We start from the raw sequence: 16,296 nt of genomic DNA, 5'->3' as shown, positions 1-16,296 counted from the left end.
CTACTGCCCCTGCGCCTTGTACTTCGCCTCGGTCTCGTCCTTCTGCGGCGCCCACCAGGCCTCGTTGTCGCGGTACCACGCGATCGTGTCGGCCAGGCCCGACTCGAAGTCGGAGAACTGCGGCTCCCAGCCGAGCTCGGTGCGCAGGCGCGTCGAGTCGATCGCGTAGCGGAGGTCGTGGCCGGGGCGGTCGACGACGTGGTCGTAGGCGTCGGCGGGCTGCCCGAGGGTCGTCAGGATGAGTTCGACGACGTCCTTGTTGTTGCGCTCGCCGTCGGCGCCGATCAGGTAGGTCTCGCCCATGACGCCGTTCTCGAGGATCGTCAGGACCGCCGAGGAGTGGTCGTTCGCGTGGATCCAGTCCCGCACGTTCTCGCCCTTGCCGTACAGCTTCGGACGCTCGCCGCGGAGCACGTTGGTGATCTGGCGCGGGATGAACTTCTCGACGTGCTGGTACGGGCCGTAGTTGTTCGAGCAGTTGGAGATCGTCGCCTTCACGCCGAACGAGCGCACCCACGCGCGGACGAGCAGGTCGCTGCCGGCCTTGGTCGAGGAGTACGGGCTCGAGGGGTTGTACGGCGTCTGCTCGGTGAACTTGGCCGGATCGTCGAGCTCGAGGTCGCCGTAGACTTCGTCGGTCGAGATGTGGTGGAACCGGATGTCGTGCTTCCGCGCGGCCTCGAGCAGCGTGTACGTGCCGATGATGTTGGTGTCGAGGAACGGGCGCGGGTTCGCCAGCGAGTTGTCGTTGTGGCTCTCGGCGGCGTAGTGCACGACGGCGTCGTGCTCGGCGAAGAGCGCGTCGACGAGCTCGGCGTCGCAGATGTCGCCCTTGACGAACCGGAAGCGGTCCTCGGGGAGTCCGTCGAGCGAGGCGAGGTTGCCGGCGTAGGTGAGCTTGTCGAGCACGGTCACCGAGTGGTCGGTGTTCGCGAGAACGTAGTGGACGAAGTTCGAGCCGATGAAGCCGGCACCGCCGGTCACGAGGAGTCTTGACACGCGTTTCATCCTACCGAGGTCGTCCGGGTCGGGCTGCGAGCGTCGCGAGGGCCGCCGTTGCCCGCGATGGCTAGACTCGCGGCGCCGACGAGTGCGAGGGGGGTCGCATGGTCGGGGGACGGCTGCGTCGCGCAACGCGACACTGGGTGGCTCGGGTCGCCGTCGTATTCCTCGTCACGCGACTCCTCTTCGTCGCCGGGTTCGCACTGGCGCAGGCGGCGATGGGGCGGCCGATCTCCGTCGGGCAGATGATGGTCATCTGGGACGGGTGGTGGTACACCCACCTCGCCGAGCACGGATACCCGCCGGACCTCACCCTGCCGGACCGACCGCGATTCGGCCCGTGGGGATTCTTCCCGCTCTGGCCGTGGACGATCCGGCTGTTCGACCTGGTGCTCCCCGGCGGCGCGGTGATCGCCGGGACGGTCGCGGCGACCGTCTTCGGCTTCGCGTTCCTGGCACTGGTGCGTCTGTTCACGGCGCAGTTGTTCGGTGACGGGGCGGCGGACGCGGCCGTCGTGCTCATCGCGGTCTTCCCGGGTTCGATCGCCCTCGCGCTGCCGTACACCGAGGCGTCGTTCCTCTTCTACGTCGCGGGAGCGCTCCTCGCGGCACGGCACGACCGCTGGGGACTCGTGGCGCTGGCCGCCTTCCTCGCCTGCGCCACCAGATCGACGGGGATCGCGCTCGTGATCGGTCTGGTGGTCCTCGGCATCGCGGCCTTCGCCCGACGACGGGACGTGCGTCCGTGGCTCGCGTCGGCGGGTGGGGTCGCCGGCTTGGCGCTGGTCGTGGTGTTCGCCTGGATCCGCACGGGGGATCCGCTCATCTGGTTCGCCGCGCAGCGGCAGTGGGACCAGCGGTTCGACTTCGGCGTCGGACTCGTCGAAGGGTTCTTCGTGATCCTCCCCGACGCCGGAGCGGAGTACCACGCGTACGCCGTCATGGCGACGATGACCGTCGTCTTCATCATCCTCGTGGCGCTCGCTGCACCGCTCGTACGTCGGCTCGACCTCCTCGAGATCACGTACAGCGTCGTGGTGATCGGCATGGTGTTCGCCGTCAGCAACGTCGGACCGCGGCCGCGGATGATCCTCGCGATGCTTCCGCTGCTGATCCTCGCGTCCGCCCGCGCGCACGCTCTCGGGCGTGGGGCCGCTCTCGTTCTCGGCACCGCGTTCGCCGTGCTGTCGGTCGCGATCGCATTCGCGACCATGTTCGAGCCCTTCCATGTGACGGCCTGACCGAAAGCTCGACTTGGGTAGACTTCCGGGGTGCAGATCCGCGAACTGAAGATCCCCGACAGCTACGAGATCACCCCGAAGCAGTTCGGCGACGACCGCGGCGTCTTCCTCGAGTGGTACCGCTTCGATCGCCTCGAGGAGGCGATCGGGCACCCGCTGTCGCTCGCGCAGGCCAACACCTCGGTGTCCAAGCGCGGCGTCGTGCGCGGCATCCACTTCGCCGACATCCCGCCGAGCCAGGCGAAGTACGTCACGGCGACCCGCGGTGCGGTCCTCGACTTCGTGATCGACATCCGCGTGGGCTCGCCCACGTTCGGACAGTGGGACTCGGTGCTGCTCGACGAGCACGACCGGCGGGCGATCTACATCGCCGAGGGACTCGGGCACTGCTTCGTCGCGCTGAGCGACGACGCGACCGTGAGCTACCTCGTCACCGCGCCGTTCAACGCGCCACGCGAGCACGGCGTGAACCCGCTCGACCGCGAGATCGGGCTGGACTTCACGCTCGACTCGAGCGACCTGCTGCTCTCGCCGAAGGACACCGACGCTCCGAGCCTCGCCGAGGCCGCGGCATCCGGACTGCTGCCCACCTGGGAGGCCGCTCGCGCCTTCTACGACTCGCTGAACTCCAAGGGGAACTGACCGATGCGCGGCATCATCCTCGCCGGTGGATCCGGCACGCGGCTCTGGCCGATCACCAAGGGCATCTCGAAGCAGCTCATGCCCATCTACGACAAGCCGATGATCTACTACCCGCTGTCGACGCTGATGATGGCCGGCATCAACGAGATCCTCATCATCACGACGCCCGAGTACAACGCCCAGTTCAAGGCGCTGCTCGGCGACGGCTCCGGCCTCGGCATCCGCCTCGAGTACGCGGTGCAGCCCTCGCCCGACGGCCTCGCGCAGGCGTTCATCATCGGCGAGGAGTTCATCGGCGACGAGTCGGTGGCGCTCGTGCTCGGCGACAACATCTTCCACGGCACCGGCCTCGGCTCGGCGCTGCGACAGCACAACGACATCGAGGGCGCCGTCATCTTCGCCTACCAGGTCAGCGACCCCACGGCGTACGGCGTCGTCGAGTTCGACGAGGACTTCACGGCGCTCTCGATCGAGGAGAAGCCGGCGGAGCCGAAGAGCAACTACGCCGTGCCGGGCCTGTACTTCTACGACAACGACGTGGTCGAGATCGCGAAGACGATCGAGCCGAGCGCGCGCGGGGAGCTCGAGATCTCGACGGTGAACGAGCGCTACCTCGAAGCCGGCAGGCTCAACGTCCAGGTGCTCGACCGCGGTACCGCCTGGCTCGACACGGGCACGTTCGAGTCGATGATGCAGGCGTCGGAGTACGTCCGCGTCATCGAGGACCGACAGGGGTTCAAGATCGGCTGCATCGAGGAGATCGCCTGGCGCGCCGGCTGGATCGACGACTCACGGCTGGGCGAGCTGGCCGCCCCGCTCGTCAAGAGCGGCTACGGACAGTACCTGAAGCACCTGCTCGCGACGGAGGCCTGAGGGCCCGGTCACCTCGGACGAAGGTCTGGCCGCGAGTTGTAGAGGTAGGCGAAGAACTCGTCCTTGCGCTCGATGAGGCCGTGGTACTGGTTGCGTTCGTCGAGCACGAACTCGAACGGGGCGTCCGCCTTCGCGAGCGTCCACCCCCGTACCCGCGCCCGGAAGCTCATCCACTGGTCCTCGATGAACCGGTACCGGTCCGGGAGGCTCGTGAAGAAGGCGGGATCGTCGACGATCGCCGCATCGACGACGCAGCCTCCGGTGCCCACGTAGGTCGCGGCGTCGCCGTCCTCGATCGGCTCACGCGACCAGTACGAGTCGTGCTGGCGGAAGGCGTACACGCCGCGGACCGACCGCGGTGCGAAGCCGGCCGTGAGCCGTGCGACGAAGTCGGTTCCGATCACCTGGTCGTCGTCGAGGAGCACGACCGGGCCGGAGTACCCCTGGCGGCGGAGGCGTCGGATCACCAGGAATCGCGCGAGGCCGCCGATGTTGACCCGGCTCGACCGGTACTCGATGCCGGCGATCGCGCCCGCCCGGGCCAGACCACGGACGGCCGTGCGGTAGGCCGCATCGTGACGCGGTGCGTTGTTCCACCAGCACAGCCGGATCGGAGGCGTCCCCTCCTGGGCGGCGAGTTCCTCGAGGATCGCGGCGGCGCGTTCGGGACGCGACCACAACGCCATCACGACCGGCAGGGCGTCGGCGTCGGGACCGCCCGCGAGCACCCGCATGCCGAACCGTCCGTGCTGGGTGCGTCGGAGCAGCAGCGTCCGCCGGGCCCGTGCGGTGCGACGCGCGACGCGCGCGCCGAATCGCCGAATCCGGCGCACGACCATCAGTCGACGACCGTGAATCGGGGACGTGCGTACACCGAGCCCGCGGCATCCGGCTGGTCGGCGACGTTGAAGCTCGTGGCCTGGACGAGGTCGTGCAGGTGCCGCCCGGCGAAGTCCATGAGCGAGACGTTCACGAAGTACTTCCCGCCCGCGAACATCGCGTCGTCGACCGTGAGCGAGAGCGTCCGGGTGCCCTCCAACGGGGCGAGCTCGAGCCCGACACGACGCGTGGTCGTCCCCCACACGGGTTGTCCCATGACGTTGTCGATCTGCACGGCGCAGACCCACTCGTCGATGCCCGTCGTGTGCTCGAGCGACGTGGTGATGACGATGTCGTCTCCCGGCTGGAACGACTCCCCGGACGCGCGTCCGTCCACGTGGACGCTCGCCGACAGGACCCGGCCGTTCTCGAGCACCGGATTGCTCGGCGCGTCCCGCTCCTGCTCGCGGCGTTCGCCCTCGAGCAGGTCGCGGAAGGCCGCGATGGCGGCGTTCGGATCGCCGTCCTGGATCACCTGGCCGTGGTGCAGCAGGATGGCGCGATCGGCCAGCTCGGACACCTGGCCCATCGAATGCGTCACCAGGATGATGGTGCGGCCCTCGGTCTGGAATCGCTTGATCGTGTCGAGGCACTTCCGCTGGAACGCCTCGTCGCCGACGGCGAGCACCTCGTCGACGAGCAGGATGTCGGGGTCGGTGTGCACGGCGACGGCGAAGGCGAGTCGCACGTACATGCCGGAGGAGTAGAACTTGACCTGCGTGTCGATGAACTCGCCGATCCCCGAGAACGCGACGATGTCGTCGAACCTCGCCTCGGTCTCAGACTGCGACATCCCGAGGATCGAGGCGTTGAGGAAGACGTTCTCGCGACCGGTGAGGTCGGGGTGGAATCCGGCGCCCAGTTCGAGCAGGGCCGCGATGCGTCCACGACGACGCACCGTGCCCTTCGTCGGTTCGATGATCCCGCCGATGATCTTCAGCAGCGTGCTCTTGCCGGAGCCGTTGTGGCCGATGAGCGCGACGGTCTGCCCGGCCTCGAGGTCGGCGGACAGGCCGCGGAGCGCCCAGAACTCCTCGCGGTGCCGGCGGCCGGCGCGGCCGAGCGTGACGAGCCGCTCCTTGAGCGAGTTGTCCTTGCGGATGACGAAGCGCTTGGAGATGTCGCGAAGGCTGATGACCTCCGGAGCCGGAGTCTGCCCGGCCGGGCTGACCGAACCAGTGCTGGCCATGCGGAGTCGCTCCGTTTCTGCGTGTGTGGGGGTGAAGTGCGGGGGATTCAGGAGTGCGCCGTCCGTCCGGCGCCGGCCGCGATCGGTCGGGCCCGGCGCGTGATCCACCGGAGGCGGATCCACAGCCCGGCCCGAAGCGCCCAACGAATCGGCGCCTGCCACCACGCGGGGTAGCGCCGCGAGAGGTAGCGGTAGGCGCTGTCGTGGTGGACCGCGAGCATCCGGCTCGACACCTCGCTCGTCGAATGCGCGCCGAGGTGGGTCACCTTCGCGGCGGGGACGTACATGTTCTCGTGGCCGGCCGCGCGAACGCGGTCGCCCAGGTCGACGTCCTCGAAGTACATGAAGTAGCTCTCGTCGAAGCCGCCGAGCCGGTGGAACAGGTCGGCGCGGACCAGCAGGCAGGCGCCCGAGAGCCACCCCGCCGGCCTCGGACGATCGGTGCGAACGGATTCCTCCCGGTACCGACGCGACCACGGATTGCGCGGTGCGATCCCGCCGAGCAGCGCATGGCCGATCCCCTCGCGGAGCGTGGGGGACCGTCGAGCCGACGGGTAGACGGTGCCGTCCTCGTTGAGGATCGCGGGACCGAGGGCGCCCACCTCGGGGTGGGCCTCCGCGAATCGCACCAGTTCGTCGATGGAGCCCTGCTCGAACCTGAGGTCGGCGTTGCACACGAGCAGGTACCCGTCGGACTCGGCGACGGTGCCGGCCCCCGCATTGACCCCGCCGCCGTAGCCGACGTTGCGGTCGAGCGCGAGGAAGCGCGCTCCGTCCGCCTCGGCGATCCGCCGGCTCGCCTCCCGGTCGCGGCTGTCGTTGTCGACGACCAGGACGTCGAGGTCGACGTCGCCCGTCGACGCCTTCCCGAGGGACCCGAGCAGGTCCGGCAGGACGCTGCTCGAGTTGTACGCCACGACGATCGTGGTCACGTGCGCGCGGGTCACGGCCGGTGCACCTAGAGCGCCTGCGCGAAGTCGCCCTGCATGCGGTTGAACACCGCGTGCGCAGCGACCAGGCCGACCAGTCCGACGAGGATCGCGATGCCCTGGCGCAGCAGGAGGTCGTCGGGGTAGGACGCATCGGCGCCGGCCGTCCAGAACGCCTTCTGGAAGCCGAGCACGGCGAGCGTGATCGGGTTGTTCGTGTAGAGGTCGAGGACCCAGGGCTGGACCACGTTCTTGACCATGGACCAGCTGTAGACGATCGGGGACGCCCACATCAGCAGCATCACGACGACCTCGATGAGGTACTGCACGTCGCGCAGGAAGACGTTGATCGCCGCGAGCAGCAGGGCGAGCGCGGCACCGAAGACGAGGAGGATCGCGAGCGACGGGATGACGTAGGCGAGGCCGGGGTGGATGGGGAAGGCCCCGAGCACGAGCGTGGCGAGGAGCAGGATGCCGAGCTGGATGGTGAAGTTGAAGATCGCCGACCCGATCGACGCGAGCGGGAAGATCTCGCGCGGGAGGTAGATCTTCTTCACGAGCCCCGCGTTGCCGACGATCGACCCCGCGCCGCCGAGCACGATCTCACTGAAGAGCGTGTACGCGGTGAGGCCGGTGAAGACGTAGATCGCGAAGTCGGGGATGCCCCGTGCCGCCCCGAGGAACTGGCCGAGCACGACGTAGTAGATCGCCAGCTGGGTGAGCGGACGCACGAGCGACCAGAAGAACCCGAGCGAGGAGTCCTTGTACCGGGCCTTGAGGTCGCGCCGCACCATGAGGCCGAGCATCTCGCGCCGACCGAGGATCTCCTTCAGCGAGCCGAGGAGGCTGTAGCCGCCGCCGTCCGTGGCGGTCTCCTCCATGGGGAGGGCGGAGAGGGTGCGGAATCGAGCAGCGCGGATCGCGGCGGCATCGGAGGAGGTACTCATGACGAGGAGAGTCTATTCGCTCGAATTCGGTCTTCCCTGCGCGTCCCTCCGAGCAGGGCGCGGAAGCGGCCGTGCGACCCGGGCCGCCTTGGACATCGTGCGATAGACCGGATGGGACTCGATCGCCCTCAGGCGGGTGGCCACCTCGTTGAGTCGGGCGTGCGTCTCGTCGAGTTCGGACCGAAGGCGCCTGGTGCGCTGCTGCTCGGCGTGCAGGCCGGACCTGGTCTCGTCGAGTGCGAACTCCGCGTCGCGCAGCGACTCGCGGACCTCGGTCGCCCACCCCAGCCACTCAGGACGGACCCGGCGGTCCGATGAGCGGATCGGCGCGAGGAACCCGTCGAACGATTCGGCGCGCGAGGCGTACGAGTGCCGATCCCGCACGATCGACCGGAGCCGCTCGGCGAGGGCTGCGCGCCGCTCGTCGTCGTCGAGCAGTCCGTCGACGACGTCGACGAGGGCGGCGTGCTCGCCGTACGACGGGACCTCGGAGAGCCCGAGCTCGTCGAGGCCGGCGTCGGTGTTGGTGATGGGGAGCGCGCCGCACGCGAGCGCCTCGAAGAGCCGGCTGTTGTGGTTGCCGAACGCCTTCGCGGGCTCGATCAGGTCGTCGAGCACGAGCTTGGCCGAGCCGTACACGGCGGGGAGCTCCTCGAACGTGACCGCTCCGCGATGGAGGACCCCGCCCGGGAGGACGAGGTGCTCCGCGTTCTGGCCGTACCAGTCGACGCGATGGCGCGCCGCCACCGGGCGGATCGCCTCCTGCAGCTCCCGCTCGGCACCCCAGAAGTTCGCCGTCGTCACGATGTCGGACGGGCGCGCCGAGGGGGCGACGCCGTCGAAGAGTTCGGTGTCGACGCCGATCGGGAGCACGCCGATCGGCCCGTCGTAGCGCTTCCGCAGCTCGTCGGCCGTGGCGATCGAGGAGGCGAGGAAGCCGTCGAATGCGGCGAGGAACGGCAGTTCGACCCAGCGCTCGGTCCAGTTGCGGACCCATCCGAGCAGCACGGTGCGAGCGGCGACGCCGCCCGGGACGAAGGACTCGATCATGCTGACGGCGACGTCGGCGTCTGGGAGCGGCTCGTTCCATCGATCCATGGGCCAGAGGCGTACGCCCCACCCGGCGCGACCGAGTGCGCGGGCGAGGCCGAGGGCGACGAAGAGGTCGCCCTTTCCCTCGGCGGGGTCGTCGGTGGAGACGCAGAAGACGACGGTTCCTCTGGGACCGTCCGCCTTCGCGCCGTCGCAGATCGCGAGGTGGTCGGCGATGACCCCCTCGACGCCTGGCGCGGAGGATTCCGTGCGGTTCGGGGACATTCAGGGCTCTCGGGTGTGCGGGGCGGGTACTCGATCCTTCCACACCCGGTGGGAGAGGGCGAACCTCGGCCTCCCGGCGGGGGTCGCGCCGCTAGTCCGCGGGCGCACCGGCGGGTGCGTCGGGGCTGCGCGGTCCGGGTCGGTCCGGGAGCGCGGCCGGATCGCCCCCGGTCTCGCGCCGGGCCGAGAGGAGCGCACCCCCGAACATGGCGAGATCGACGACGAGGAGCATCATGCGACTGACGATCACGATGCCGAGCAACGCCGCCGACCCGACGCTGGAGGCCAGCACGACGCCGAGGACGAGTTCCCGGACCCCGGCGCCGGCGGGCGCGATGATGAACAGGAACCCGACCACCCAGGCGAAGGCGAACGCCGACACCGAGATGAGGATCAGCGCGGGATCGGGTCCGACCGTCGCCGAGACCACGCACCACAGGTGCACGCCGAACGCCGCCCAGCTGGCGAACGACCACAGCGTCGCGGCACCGAGCGGTGCCGCGCCGATCGACTCGGGAAGCGTCGATGCGCGCCGGATCAATCGGAACCCCCAACGGAGCCACCGCTCCATCACCGGGGGCAGCAGCAGGACGATGCCGAGCGCCGCCGCCGCCCAGATGAGCCAGGCGAACTCCTGCAGCTGCGGGAACGCGAACAGGACGCCGATCGACGCGACGGATCCTGTGGCGACGCTCACCAGGAGCTGGACGAGGATCGTCGCCGCGGTGATGGGTCCCGGGATTCCCGCGCGGATGCCCAGGGCCGTGCCGGCCACGATCGGCCAGACGCCGCCCGGGATGTACTTGCCGATCTGCGAGATGAAGATGATCCGCGCGGCGTCGGCGCGCGTCACCCGGTGGCCGAACGCGATCACGACCGAGCGCCAGGCGAGCATCGAGAACACGACCGCGACCGCGCCCGCGACGAGCGATCCCAGCAGCCACCACGGATCCATTCCGAGCACCGCGCTCGAGAAGGCGTCCCAGTTGGCCGCGACGATCCACACGATCGCCGCGAGTGCCACGAGGGCGAAGGCGTACTGCAGGGGCTTGCGATAACGGGACAGGGTGCTCATCCGGACCGATTATCCCGGATGCGCACTGCGGATTCGCACAGCTCGGGCATCCGTAGACTGTCTGCGGCCGTCCGGCGGAATCCGATGGCCGAACGCCCACCCCGGAGGTCCCGATACATGGCTGGCCAGAAGCCGCGACTGCTCGTCCTCGCGTCCACCTTCCCCGCGCACGCCTCCGACGGCACCCCCGCGTTCGTCCGGGACCTCGCCGAGCGCGAGGCCGAGCGCTTCGACGTCATGGTGGTCGTCCCGCGCGTGCCGGGCGCGCCCGCGCGCGAGCGGGTGGGCGAGCTCGAGGTCCGCCGGTACGGCTACTTCCCGCGCCGGTGGGAAAGCCTGGCCGACGGCGCCATCATCGAGAACCTCCGCGAGAAGCGGTCGCGGTGGCTGCAGGTGGTCCCGTTCTTCGTCGCCCAGTTCCTCGCGACGCGCCGGGCCGCTCGCGACTGGCGACCCGACGTCGCGCACGTCCACTGGATCATCCCGCAGGGCGTCGTCGCCCGGGTCGCGCTGCGACGGACGCCCGCGCTCCTCACCACACTCGGCGGCGACCTCTACGCACTGAACGCGCGGCCGCTGCGGGCGCTGAAGTCCTGGGTGATCCGCTGGGCGCGCGCCGTGACGGTGATGAACGCGGAGATGCGCGAACGCGTGATCGAGCTCGGTGCGGCACCCGAGGCGGTCCGCATCCTCCCGATGGGCGCCGACCTCTCGGCGGTCCAGGCCGCGCCCGCGGTCCCGGCCGAGCCGGGACGGACGCGGATCCTGTTCGTCGGGCGACTCGTCGAGAAGAAGGGCGTCGAGGTGCTCCTCGACTCGCTCCGCGGACTCGGAACGGATTCGGCGGTCTCGCTCACCGTGGTCGGCGACGGTCCGTTGCGGGCCTCGCTCGAGGCCCGAGCCCGCGGCCTCGACGTCACGTTCGCAGGGCAGCTCGGTCGCGCGGAACTCGTGCGACGCTATGCGGCGTGCGACCTCGCGGTGTTCCCGTCGGTGCTCGCCGCCTCGGGTGACAAGGACGGCCTCCCGGTGGCGCTGCTCGAGGCGATGTCGGCCGGATGCACGATCGTCGCATCAGACGTCCCGGGGATCAACGAAGCCGTCGAGGACGGCACGAACGGCGTTCTGGTGCCCCCGGGCGAGACCGAGCGGCTCACCGCCGTGCTCGACTCGCTGATCGCCGACCCCGAGCTGCGGGCACGGCTGGGAGCGGCCGCCCGCGAGACGGCCGAGGGGTATTCGGCGGACGCCGTCGGCGCCCGGTACCGCGAGCTCCTGGGGACCCTGTCGAGCGTCGACGCGCGCTGACGACGAGGTTCAGGCCGCTGGGCCGCGCAATGCCGCCCACGTCCGTTCGAGACCCTCGTGGAGGGGCGTGAGCTCCGGCCGGCCGAACTCGGCGGCGAACCGGGAGATGTCGAGCACCGACGCCTGCACGAACGTCGGCGGCTGGTCGCGCTGCTCGACGCGGGGGTCGATCCCGGTCACCGCGGACAGGCCCGCGATGACCTCGTTGACGGTCGTGCCGTGACCGCTGCCGATGTTGTACACGAGGTGGTCCGGCTCGGCCTCCACGATCGAGCCGATCATGCGGATGGCGTCGTCGACGTAGAGGTAGTCGCGGACCATCGATCCGTCGCCGAACCGCAGCACGGGATCGCCCGCGGCGATCGCGCGGAGGGCGATGGGGATGAGCCCCTGGCCGTGGGTGGCGCGCTGCCTGGGGCCGTACGGGTTCGAGATCCGCAGCGCCACCGAGGCGAGCCCCGCCGTGCGTGCGAAGTAGCCGAGGTAGGACTCGACGGTGAGCTTCCCGATTCCGTAGGGCGAGACGGGGTGCGGTGACCGCTCCTCATGGACCGGCGAGGCGCCGAGGTCGCCGTAGACCGCCCCGCCGGACGAGGCGAAGTAGACCCGTTCGACGCCCTGCTCGGCGCACGCGCGAAGCAGCGCGATCGAGGGGATGACGTTGCCCCGCACGTCCAGGACGGGATCGCTGCCGGCGGTCGCGGGCGTCGTCGAGGACACGAAGTGGAAGACCCGATCGTGTCCCGAGACCGCTCGCGCGACGGCCTCGGTGTCCGTGAAGTCCCCGCGGACGACCGGCACGTCGGCGTCGAACGCGCGGCGGTCGGTGCTGAACCGGTCGAACGCGGTCACGTCGTGCCCGCGCACGGCGAGGGCGTCGACCAGGTGGGAGCCGAGGAATCCGTTCGCCCCGACGACGAGGGCCCGCACGCTAGCGACCGTACCGTTGCCGCTTGAGCAGGTCGAGCGAGTCCTCGCTGAGTGATCGGTTGATCCTCGTGAGGTCGGCGATGACGCCGAGCGCGAACGACAGCAGGGCACCGGTCGCCAGGATCGCGCCGATGAGGAGGGACTGGATGTGATCGCCCTGGACCTCGAGCGCCAGCAGCGTGAGGTAGCGGACGAACGGGATGAGCGCGAGCACGGCGAGGATCGCGCCCAGCGAGGCGAACACGATGTACGGGCGGTACATGAGGTAGGCACGGACGATCGCGGATCCGGACAGCGCCATGTGCTGCCAGATGTTCTTGAAGAGCCGCGACTCGCGGGTCTTCGGGTTCGTCTCGATCGGGATGCTCGTGATCGCGAGGCGCTTGTACCCCGCCTGGATGATGGTCTCCATGGTGTAGCTGAACCTCGTGACGACGTTCAGCCGGATCAGCGACTCCTTCGAGTAGGCGCGGAAGCCGCTCGCCGCATCCGGGAGGTCGGTTCCGGCGGCCTTGTTGACCACCCAGCTGCCGAAGCGCTGCATGACCTTCTTGAACCGTGAGAAGTGCTCCACCTTCTGCGTCTGGCGGTCCGCCACCACGATCTCGGCCCGGCGCTCGATGATCGGCTGGACGAGGTCGGCGATCCGCGCCTGCGGGTACTGGTTGTCGCCGTCGGTGTTGACGACGACATCGGCACCGTGCAGGAGCGCGTAGTCGACGCCGTCGGCGAACGACCGTGCCAGCCCCATGTTGCGGGCGTGCCGGACGAAGTGCGTGACGCCGAGCTCCTTGGCGACCTCGACCGTCCGATCGGTCGACCCGTCGTCGATGACGAGGATCTCGACCTCGTCGACGCCCGGGATCTCGCGGGGGATGGACTTCAGCACTGCGGGGAGGGTCTCCTCCTCGTTCAGGCAGGGGATCTGGACGAATACCTTCATGGGGCTCTCTGGTGGGGACGCGGCACGCACACCGACGTGATGTGCACGTCATTATCTCAGTTCACGGGGACGGGCTCGCCGCCTCCTCCCCGCCGCGTGTCCGTAGAATGACCCGGTCCCCCACCAAGGAGAGAATGTGTCGACGGCCACGCCCCCGCACCGCCGACGCCCGTCATCGGGCGCGCCCGCGATCCTCACCCGTCTCGCGAGCGTCCCCTGGGGGCTCGTCGTGGCCTGGGGCGCGCTCGTGCTGTTCACGGTGCTCAGCATCGGACTCCCGCTCGTCGGCATCGGGACCTTCCTCGGCACGCAGTTCCTGGCCGCGGTGCCCCCGTGGCAGTCCGAGCTCGCCGACATGTCGCCGATCACGAACCGGCTCATCGGCGACACGATCGACACGATCGCGCCGCAGACCCTCCTGTTCGTCGACTCCGTGCGAGCCGGCAGCCCCGCGGGATGGAACCCCTACGTCGCGGGCGGCGCCGAGCTGGGCGGACTGCCGAACTTCGGCGTGTACTCGCCGCTCTCGCTTCCGTGGTGGGTCCTCCCCGGCGCGCTGGCGCCCGCGTTCGTCAAGCTCCTCGAGATCGCGCTCATCACCCTCGGCATGTCCCTCTTCCTGCGCCGGCTCGGGATCCGGCAGGAGACCTGGCCCGTGGCGAGCATCCTGTTCGCGGCGTCGGGGTTCATGATCGCGTGGACCAACTGGCCCCAGAACCGGGTGGCCGCCTTCATCCCCCTGCTCTTCTGGGCACTGGAGCGCGCCGCCGTCGAGGCGCGCCTGCGCGACATCCTGCCGGTCGGGGTGGCCGTCGCGGGCATGATGCTCGGCGGGTTCCCCGCCATCGCCGGGTACGCCCTCTACCTCGGCGGCGCCTACGTCATCGTGCGCGCGCTGTCGATGCGTTCCGGCGTGCGGGCCGTCATCCGCTCCGGGCTCGTCTCGGCCGGCGGCGTGCTGCTGGGCCTGCTGCTCTCGGCGTGGCAACTCGTGCCGTTCGCGGTCAATGCGCTCAACGTCATCGACCTGTCGATCAGGCGCCAGTCGCCCGAATCCCACCTGCCCATCGAGGATCTCGCCTCCGCGCTCGTGCCCGACATCAACGGCGGACCGACGATCGGCAGCTGGGGCGGGCATCCCGTCGAGCACCTGTCCTACGCGAGCGCCGTGGCGCTGGTGCTGCTCGCCACCGTCGCGCTGTTCCGGCGCGGCGCGGCGCGGCAGCGGGGTGTCGCGATCTTCTTCGCCGTCGCGCTCGGCGTCTCCGTCGTGCTCGTCTACGTGGGGGGACCGCTGCTCGGCATGGCGCAGGAGCTGCCGATCTTCTCGAACAACCCGGTCGGCCGCCTGCGCGTGATCGTCGGCTTCAGTGCGGCGATCCTCGCCGCGATCGGGTTCGACCGGATGCTGTCGTCGGATGCTCCCGGGGCCGACCTGCGGCAGACCTGGGCGAGCGCCGGCCTGCGCGGCCGGCTCGCGCTCACCCTCCGCCTCGCCGTGCCCACCCTGCTCGCGCTCGGCGCGATCGGCATCGTGCTCTACGCACTCCGCCGGGTCCCGGGCGAACGACTCGGCGAGGTCCGGCACCAGGTCGCGGCGATCGCGATCACCGCGCTGCTCGCGGTCGCGATGGTCGTGCTGACCTACTTCTGGCGTCGTGCGACCTTCCGGGTGATCGCGGCGGTGGTCATCCCGATCGTGCTGGTGGTTCCGGCGACCCTCGTCGCGTCGGCGTGGTGGCCGAAGTCCGAGACCTCGACGTTCTACCCGAGCAGTCCGACGCACGAGTTCCTGGACGACAACCTCGGAGAGGGCCGCTACGCATCGGTCGGACAGGTGACGCTGCCGGGTTCCAGTTCGCTGTACCGGCAGCGTGCGGTGGGCGGTCACGCGTTCATGACGCCGCAGTGGAAGGACCTGATGCTCGCGGTCGACGACCGTGCGCTGCAGAGCCCGACGTACTCGAGCCTGCCGTCGGACCGGCTCGGGGAGTACGGGCGCTCGGCCGTGCTGGATCGCCTCGCCGTCCGGTACCTCGTCGTCGACCCCGGGGTCGCCCTTCCGGGCGACGTGGACGCCGGCACGCGCGTCGGCGGCGTCCGGACCGCCGGCGAGGGCAGCTTCGAGAGCGGAGTGCAACGCGGTCCGGTCCGCGGCGTCGCCTACACGATCGACGAGGGGGTCGCATCCTCCGCCGACGGCATCCGACTCGTGGTCGAGATCGTGGACGCCGCGTCGGGATCGGTGCTGACGGAGACGTCCACCTGGATTCCCGCGACCTCCGGGACGCGATCGATCGCCGTCATGGGCGAGGACCTCGCCGATGACGCGGAGTGGTTCGCGCGCCTCACGATCGAGGGGGCCGACTCGGAGTACCGCGTCGCGAGCTCCGCGGACGCGGACCTCGCCGTCGACGTCATCCGGCCCGCCGACGACGGTCTGCGGATCGTGCACACCGGCGACGCCACCATCCTGGAGCGACAGGACGCCGCGGAGCGCGTGCACTGGGCCGACGATGCCGTCGTCGAGGAGGATTCCGACGCGCGCGTCGAGCTCCTCGCCTCCGGGAGCCTGGGGGCTGCCACGGCCGTGCTCGACGAGGCGCCATCGGCGTCGGTCGACTCCGGCTCGAACGCCGCCATCGAGGTCGTCGACTCCGGTTCGACGGATCGGCAGCAGTTCCGGGTCGTCGTCGAGGACGGCGACGGGCTCCTCGTGGTCGAGGACTCCTTCCGGCGCCCGGGCTGGTCGGCCACGGTCGACGGCGAGCCGGTCGAGATGATCGCGGCGGACCACGTCGCGGCCGCGGTCGCGCTCGACGAGGGGCAGCACGAGGTGGTCCTCTCGTACTCGCCCCCGGGATTGGCGGCCGGCACGATCGCGACGCTCATCACCCTGCTCGGACTGGCGGCGGGGTACGGCGCCTGGTGGTTCCGGTCGAGGCGGCGCTCCCCGGGGCAGTCGGACTGAGCCCGGCGGCCCGGGCGTGGCCTCCCCGCGCCGGCTCGCATCGCGGCTAG

Annotated in this window: 14 protein-coding genes; 5 read left to right on the top strand and 9 right to left on the bottom strand. The window is 70.1% G+C overall.

Going from position 1 to position 16,296, the window contains the following annotated elements:
* The gene (gene rfbB, locus GLX25_RS07880; protein ID WP_166548593.1) at positions 1-999 is read right to left on the bottom strand and encodes a dTDP-glucose 4,6-dehydratase; all 999 of its coding nucleotides are present in this window, start codon (positions 997-999) and stop codon (positions 1-3) included.
* A gap of 107 nt (positions 1,000-1,106) precedes the next feature.
* Between rfbB and GLX25_RS07875 the strand changes: the two genes are divergently transcribed.
* From GLX25_RS07875 to rfbA, 3 genes are read left to right on the top strand one after another with little or no spacing between them, the layout of a single operon-like run.
* Positions 1,107-2,243 carry a hypothetical protein gene (locus GLX25_RS07875; protein ID WP_166548592.1) on the top strand — a complete coding sequence of 379 codons (1,137 nt, stop codon included), beginning with the start codon at positions 1,107-1,109 and terminating at the stop codon, positions 2,241-2,243.
* 30 nt (positions 2,244-2,273) lie between these two features.
* On the top strand, positions 2,274-2,885 hold the full coding sequence (locus GLX25_RS07870; RefSeq protein WP_166548591.1) for a dTDP-4-dehydrorhamnose 3,5-epimerase family protein: 612 nt from the start codon (positions 2,274-2,276) through the stop codon (positions 2,883-2,885).
* Positions 2,886-2,888: 3 nt separating this feature from the next.
* Positions 2,889-3,758, top strand: coding sequence for a glucose-1-phosphate thymidylyltransferase RfbA (gene rfbA / locus GLX25_RS07865; RefSeq protein WP_155841898.1), 870 nt, complete (start codon positions 2,889-2,891; stop codon positions 3,756-3,758).
* Between the two features lie 8 nt (positions 3,759-3,766).
* Here the strand turns inward: rfbA and GLX25_RS07860 are convergent, their stop codons facing one another.
* From GLX25_RS07860 to GLX25_RS07835, 6 genes are all read right to left on the bottom strand, one after another.
* A complete protein-coding gene (locus tag GLX25_RS07860) occupies positions 3,767-4,591 on the bottom strand; it encodes a hypothetical protein (protein WP_155841896.1) in 825 nt (274 codons plus the stop codon).
* A gap of 5 nt (positions 4,592-4,596) precedes the next feature.
* Positions 4,597-5,826: an ABC transporter ATP-binding protein gene (locus GLX25_RS07855; protein WP_155841894.1), complete on the bottom strand. Its 1,230-nt coding sequence runs from the start codon at positions 5,824-5,826 to the stop codon at positions 4,597-4,599.
* Positions 5,827-5,873: 47 nt separating this feature from the next.
* On the bottom strand, positions 5,874-6,773 hold the full coding sequence (locus tag GLX25_RS07850; protein ID WP_155841892.1) for a glycosyltransferase family 2 protein: 900 nt from the start codon (positions 6,771-6,773) through the stop codon (positions 5,874-5,876).
* Positions 6,774-6,784: 11 nt separating this feature from the next.
* Entirely contained in the window at positions 6,785-7,702 is a 918-nt protein-coding gene (locus tag GLX25_RS07845) for an ABC transporter permease (RefSeq protein WP_155841890.1), read from the bottom strand.
* Between the two features lie 12 nt (positions 7,703-7,714).
* On the bottom strand, positions 7,715-9,019 hold the full coding sequence (locus GLX25_RS07840; RefSeq protein ID WP_155841888.1) for a glycosyltransferase family protein: 1,305 nt from the start codon (positions 9,017-9,019) through the stop codon (positions 7,715-7,717).
* A gap of 91 nt (positions 9,020-9,110) precedes the next feature.
* The gene (locus GLX25_RS07835) at positions 9,111-10,094 is read right to left on the bottom strand and encodes a lysylphosphatidylglycerol synthase transmembrane domain-containing protein (protein ID WP_155841887.1); all 984 of its coding nucleotides are present in this window, start codon (positions 10,092-10,094) and stop codon (positions 9,111-9,113) included.
* 117 nt (positions 10,095-10,211) lie between these two features.
* Between GLX25_RS07835 and GLX25_RS07830 the strand changes: the two genes are divergently transcribed.
* Entirely contained in the window at positions 10,212-11,402 is a 1,191-nt protein-coding gene (locus GLX25_RS07830; protein ID WP_166548590.1) for a glycosyltransferase family 4 protein, read from the top strand.
* A 9-nt stretch (positions 11,403-11,411) separates the two neighbouring features.
* On the opposite strand, the gene GLX25_RS07825 is transcribed toward GLX25_RS07830, so the two are convergent.
* Both GLX25_RS07825 and GLX25_RS07820 read right to left on the bottom strand, forming a co-directional pair.
* A complete protein-coding gene (locus GLX25_RS07825; protein WP_166548589.1) occupies positions 11,412-12,332 on the bottom strand; it encodes an NAD-dependent epimerase/dehydratase family protein in 921 nt (306 codons plus the stop codon).
* Between the two features lies 1 nt (position 12,333).
* Positions 12,334-13,275 carry a glycosyltransferase gene (locus GLX25_RS07820; RefSeq protein ID WP_155841884.1) on the bottom strand — a complete coding sequence of 314 codons (942 nt, stop codon included), beginning with the start codon at positions 13,273-13,275 and terminating at the stop codon, positions 12,334-12,336.
* Positions 13,276-13,411: 136 nt separating this feature from the next.
* Here GLX25_RS07820 and GLX25_RS19345 point away from each other — a divergent pair, with 136 nt between their 5' ends.
* Positions 13,412-16,246: a glycosyltransferase family protein gene (locus GLX25_RS19345; RefSeq protein WP_155841882.1), complete on the top strand. Its 2,835-nt coding sequence runs from the start codon at positions 13,412-13,414 to the stop codon at positions 16,244-16,246.
* Positions 16,247-16,296: the final 50 nt, after the last annotated feature.

The sequence above is a fragment of the Agromyces luteolus genome (genome assembly GCF_009729855.1).
Classification (GTDB): Bacteria; Actinomycetota; Actinomycetes; order Actinomycetales; family Microbacteriaceae; genus Agromyces; species Agromyces luteolus.
This window is presented reverse-complemented; position numbering and strand designations above follow the sequence as displayed.

What these genes read in the sequence shown, in the direction of transcription:
- GLX25_RS07855 (WP_155841894.1), bottom strand. Translation starts at nt 5,826, where the DNA reads ATGGCCAGCACTGGTTCGGTCAGCCCGGCCGGGCAGACTCCGGCTCCG.
- GLX25_RS07875 (WP_166548592.1), top strand. Translation starts at nt 1,107, where the DNA reads ATGGTCGGGGGACGGCTGCGTCGCGCAACGCGACACTGGGTGGCTCGG.
- GLX25_RS07840 (WP_155841888.1), bottom strand. Translation starts at nt 9,019, where the DNA reads ATGTCCCCGAACCGCACGGAATCCTCCGCGCCAGGCGTCGAGGGGGTC.
- GLX25_RS07835 (WP_155841887.1), bottom strand. Translation starts at nt 10,094, where the DNA reads ATGAGCACCCTGTCCCGTTATCGCAAGCCCCTGCAGTACGCCTTCGCC.
- GLX25_RS07820 (WP_155841884.1), bottom strand. Translation starts at nt 13,275, where the DNA reads ATGAAGGTATTCGTCCAGATCCCCTGCCTGAACGAGGAGGAGACCCTC.
- GLX25_RS07845 (WP_155841890.1), bottom strand. Translation starts at nt 7,702, where the DNA reads ATGAGTACCTCCTCCGATGCCGCCGCGATCCGCGCTGCTCGATTCCGC.
- rfbA (WP_155841898.1), top strand. Translation starts at nt 2,889, where the DNA reads ATGCGCGGCATCATCCTCGCCGGTGGATCCGGCACGCGGCTCTGGCCG.
- GLX25_RS07830 (WP_166548590.1), top strand. Translation starts at nt 10,212, where the DNA reads ATGGCTGGCCAGAAGCCGCGACTGCTCGTCCTCGCGTCCACCTTCCCC.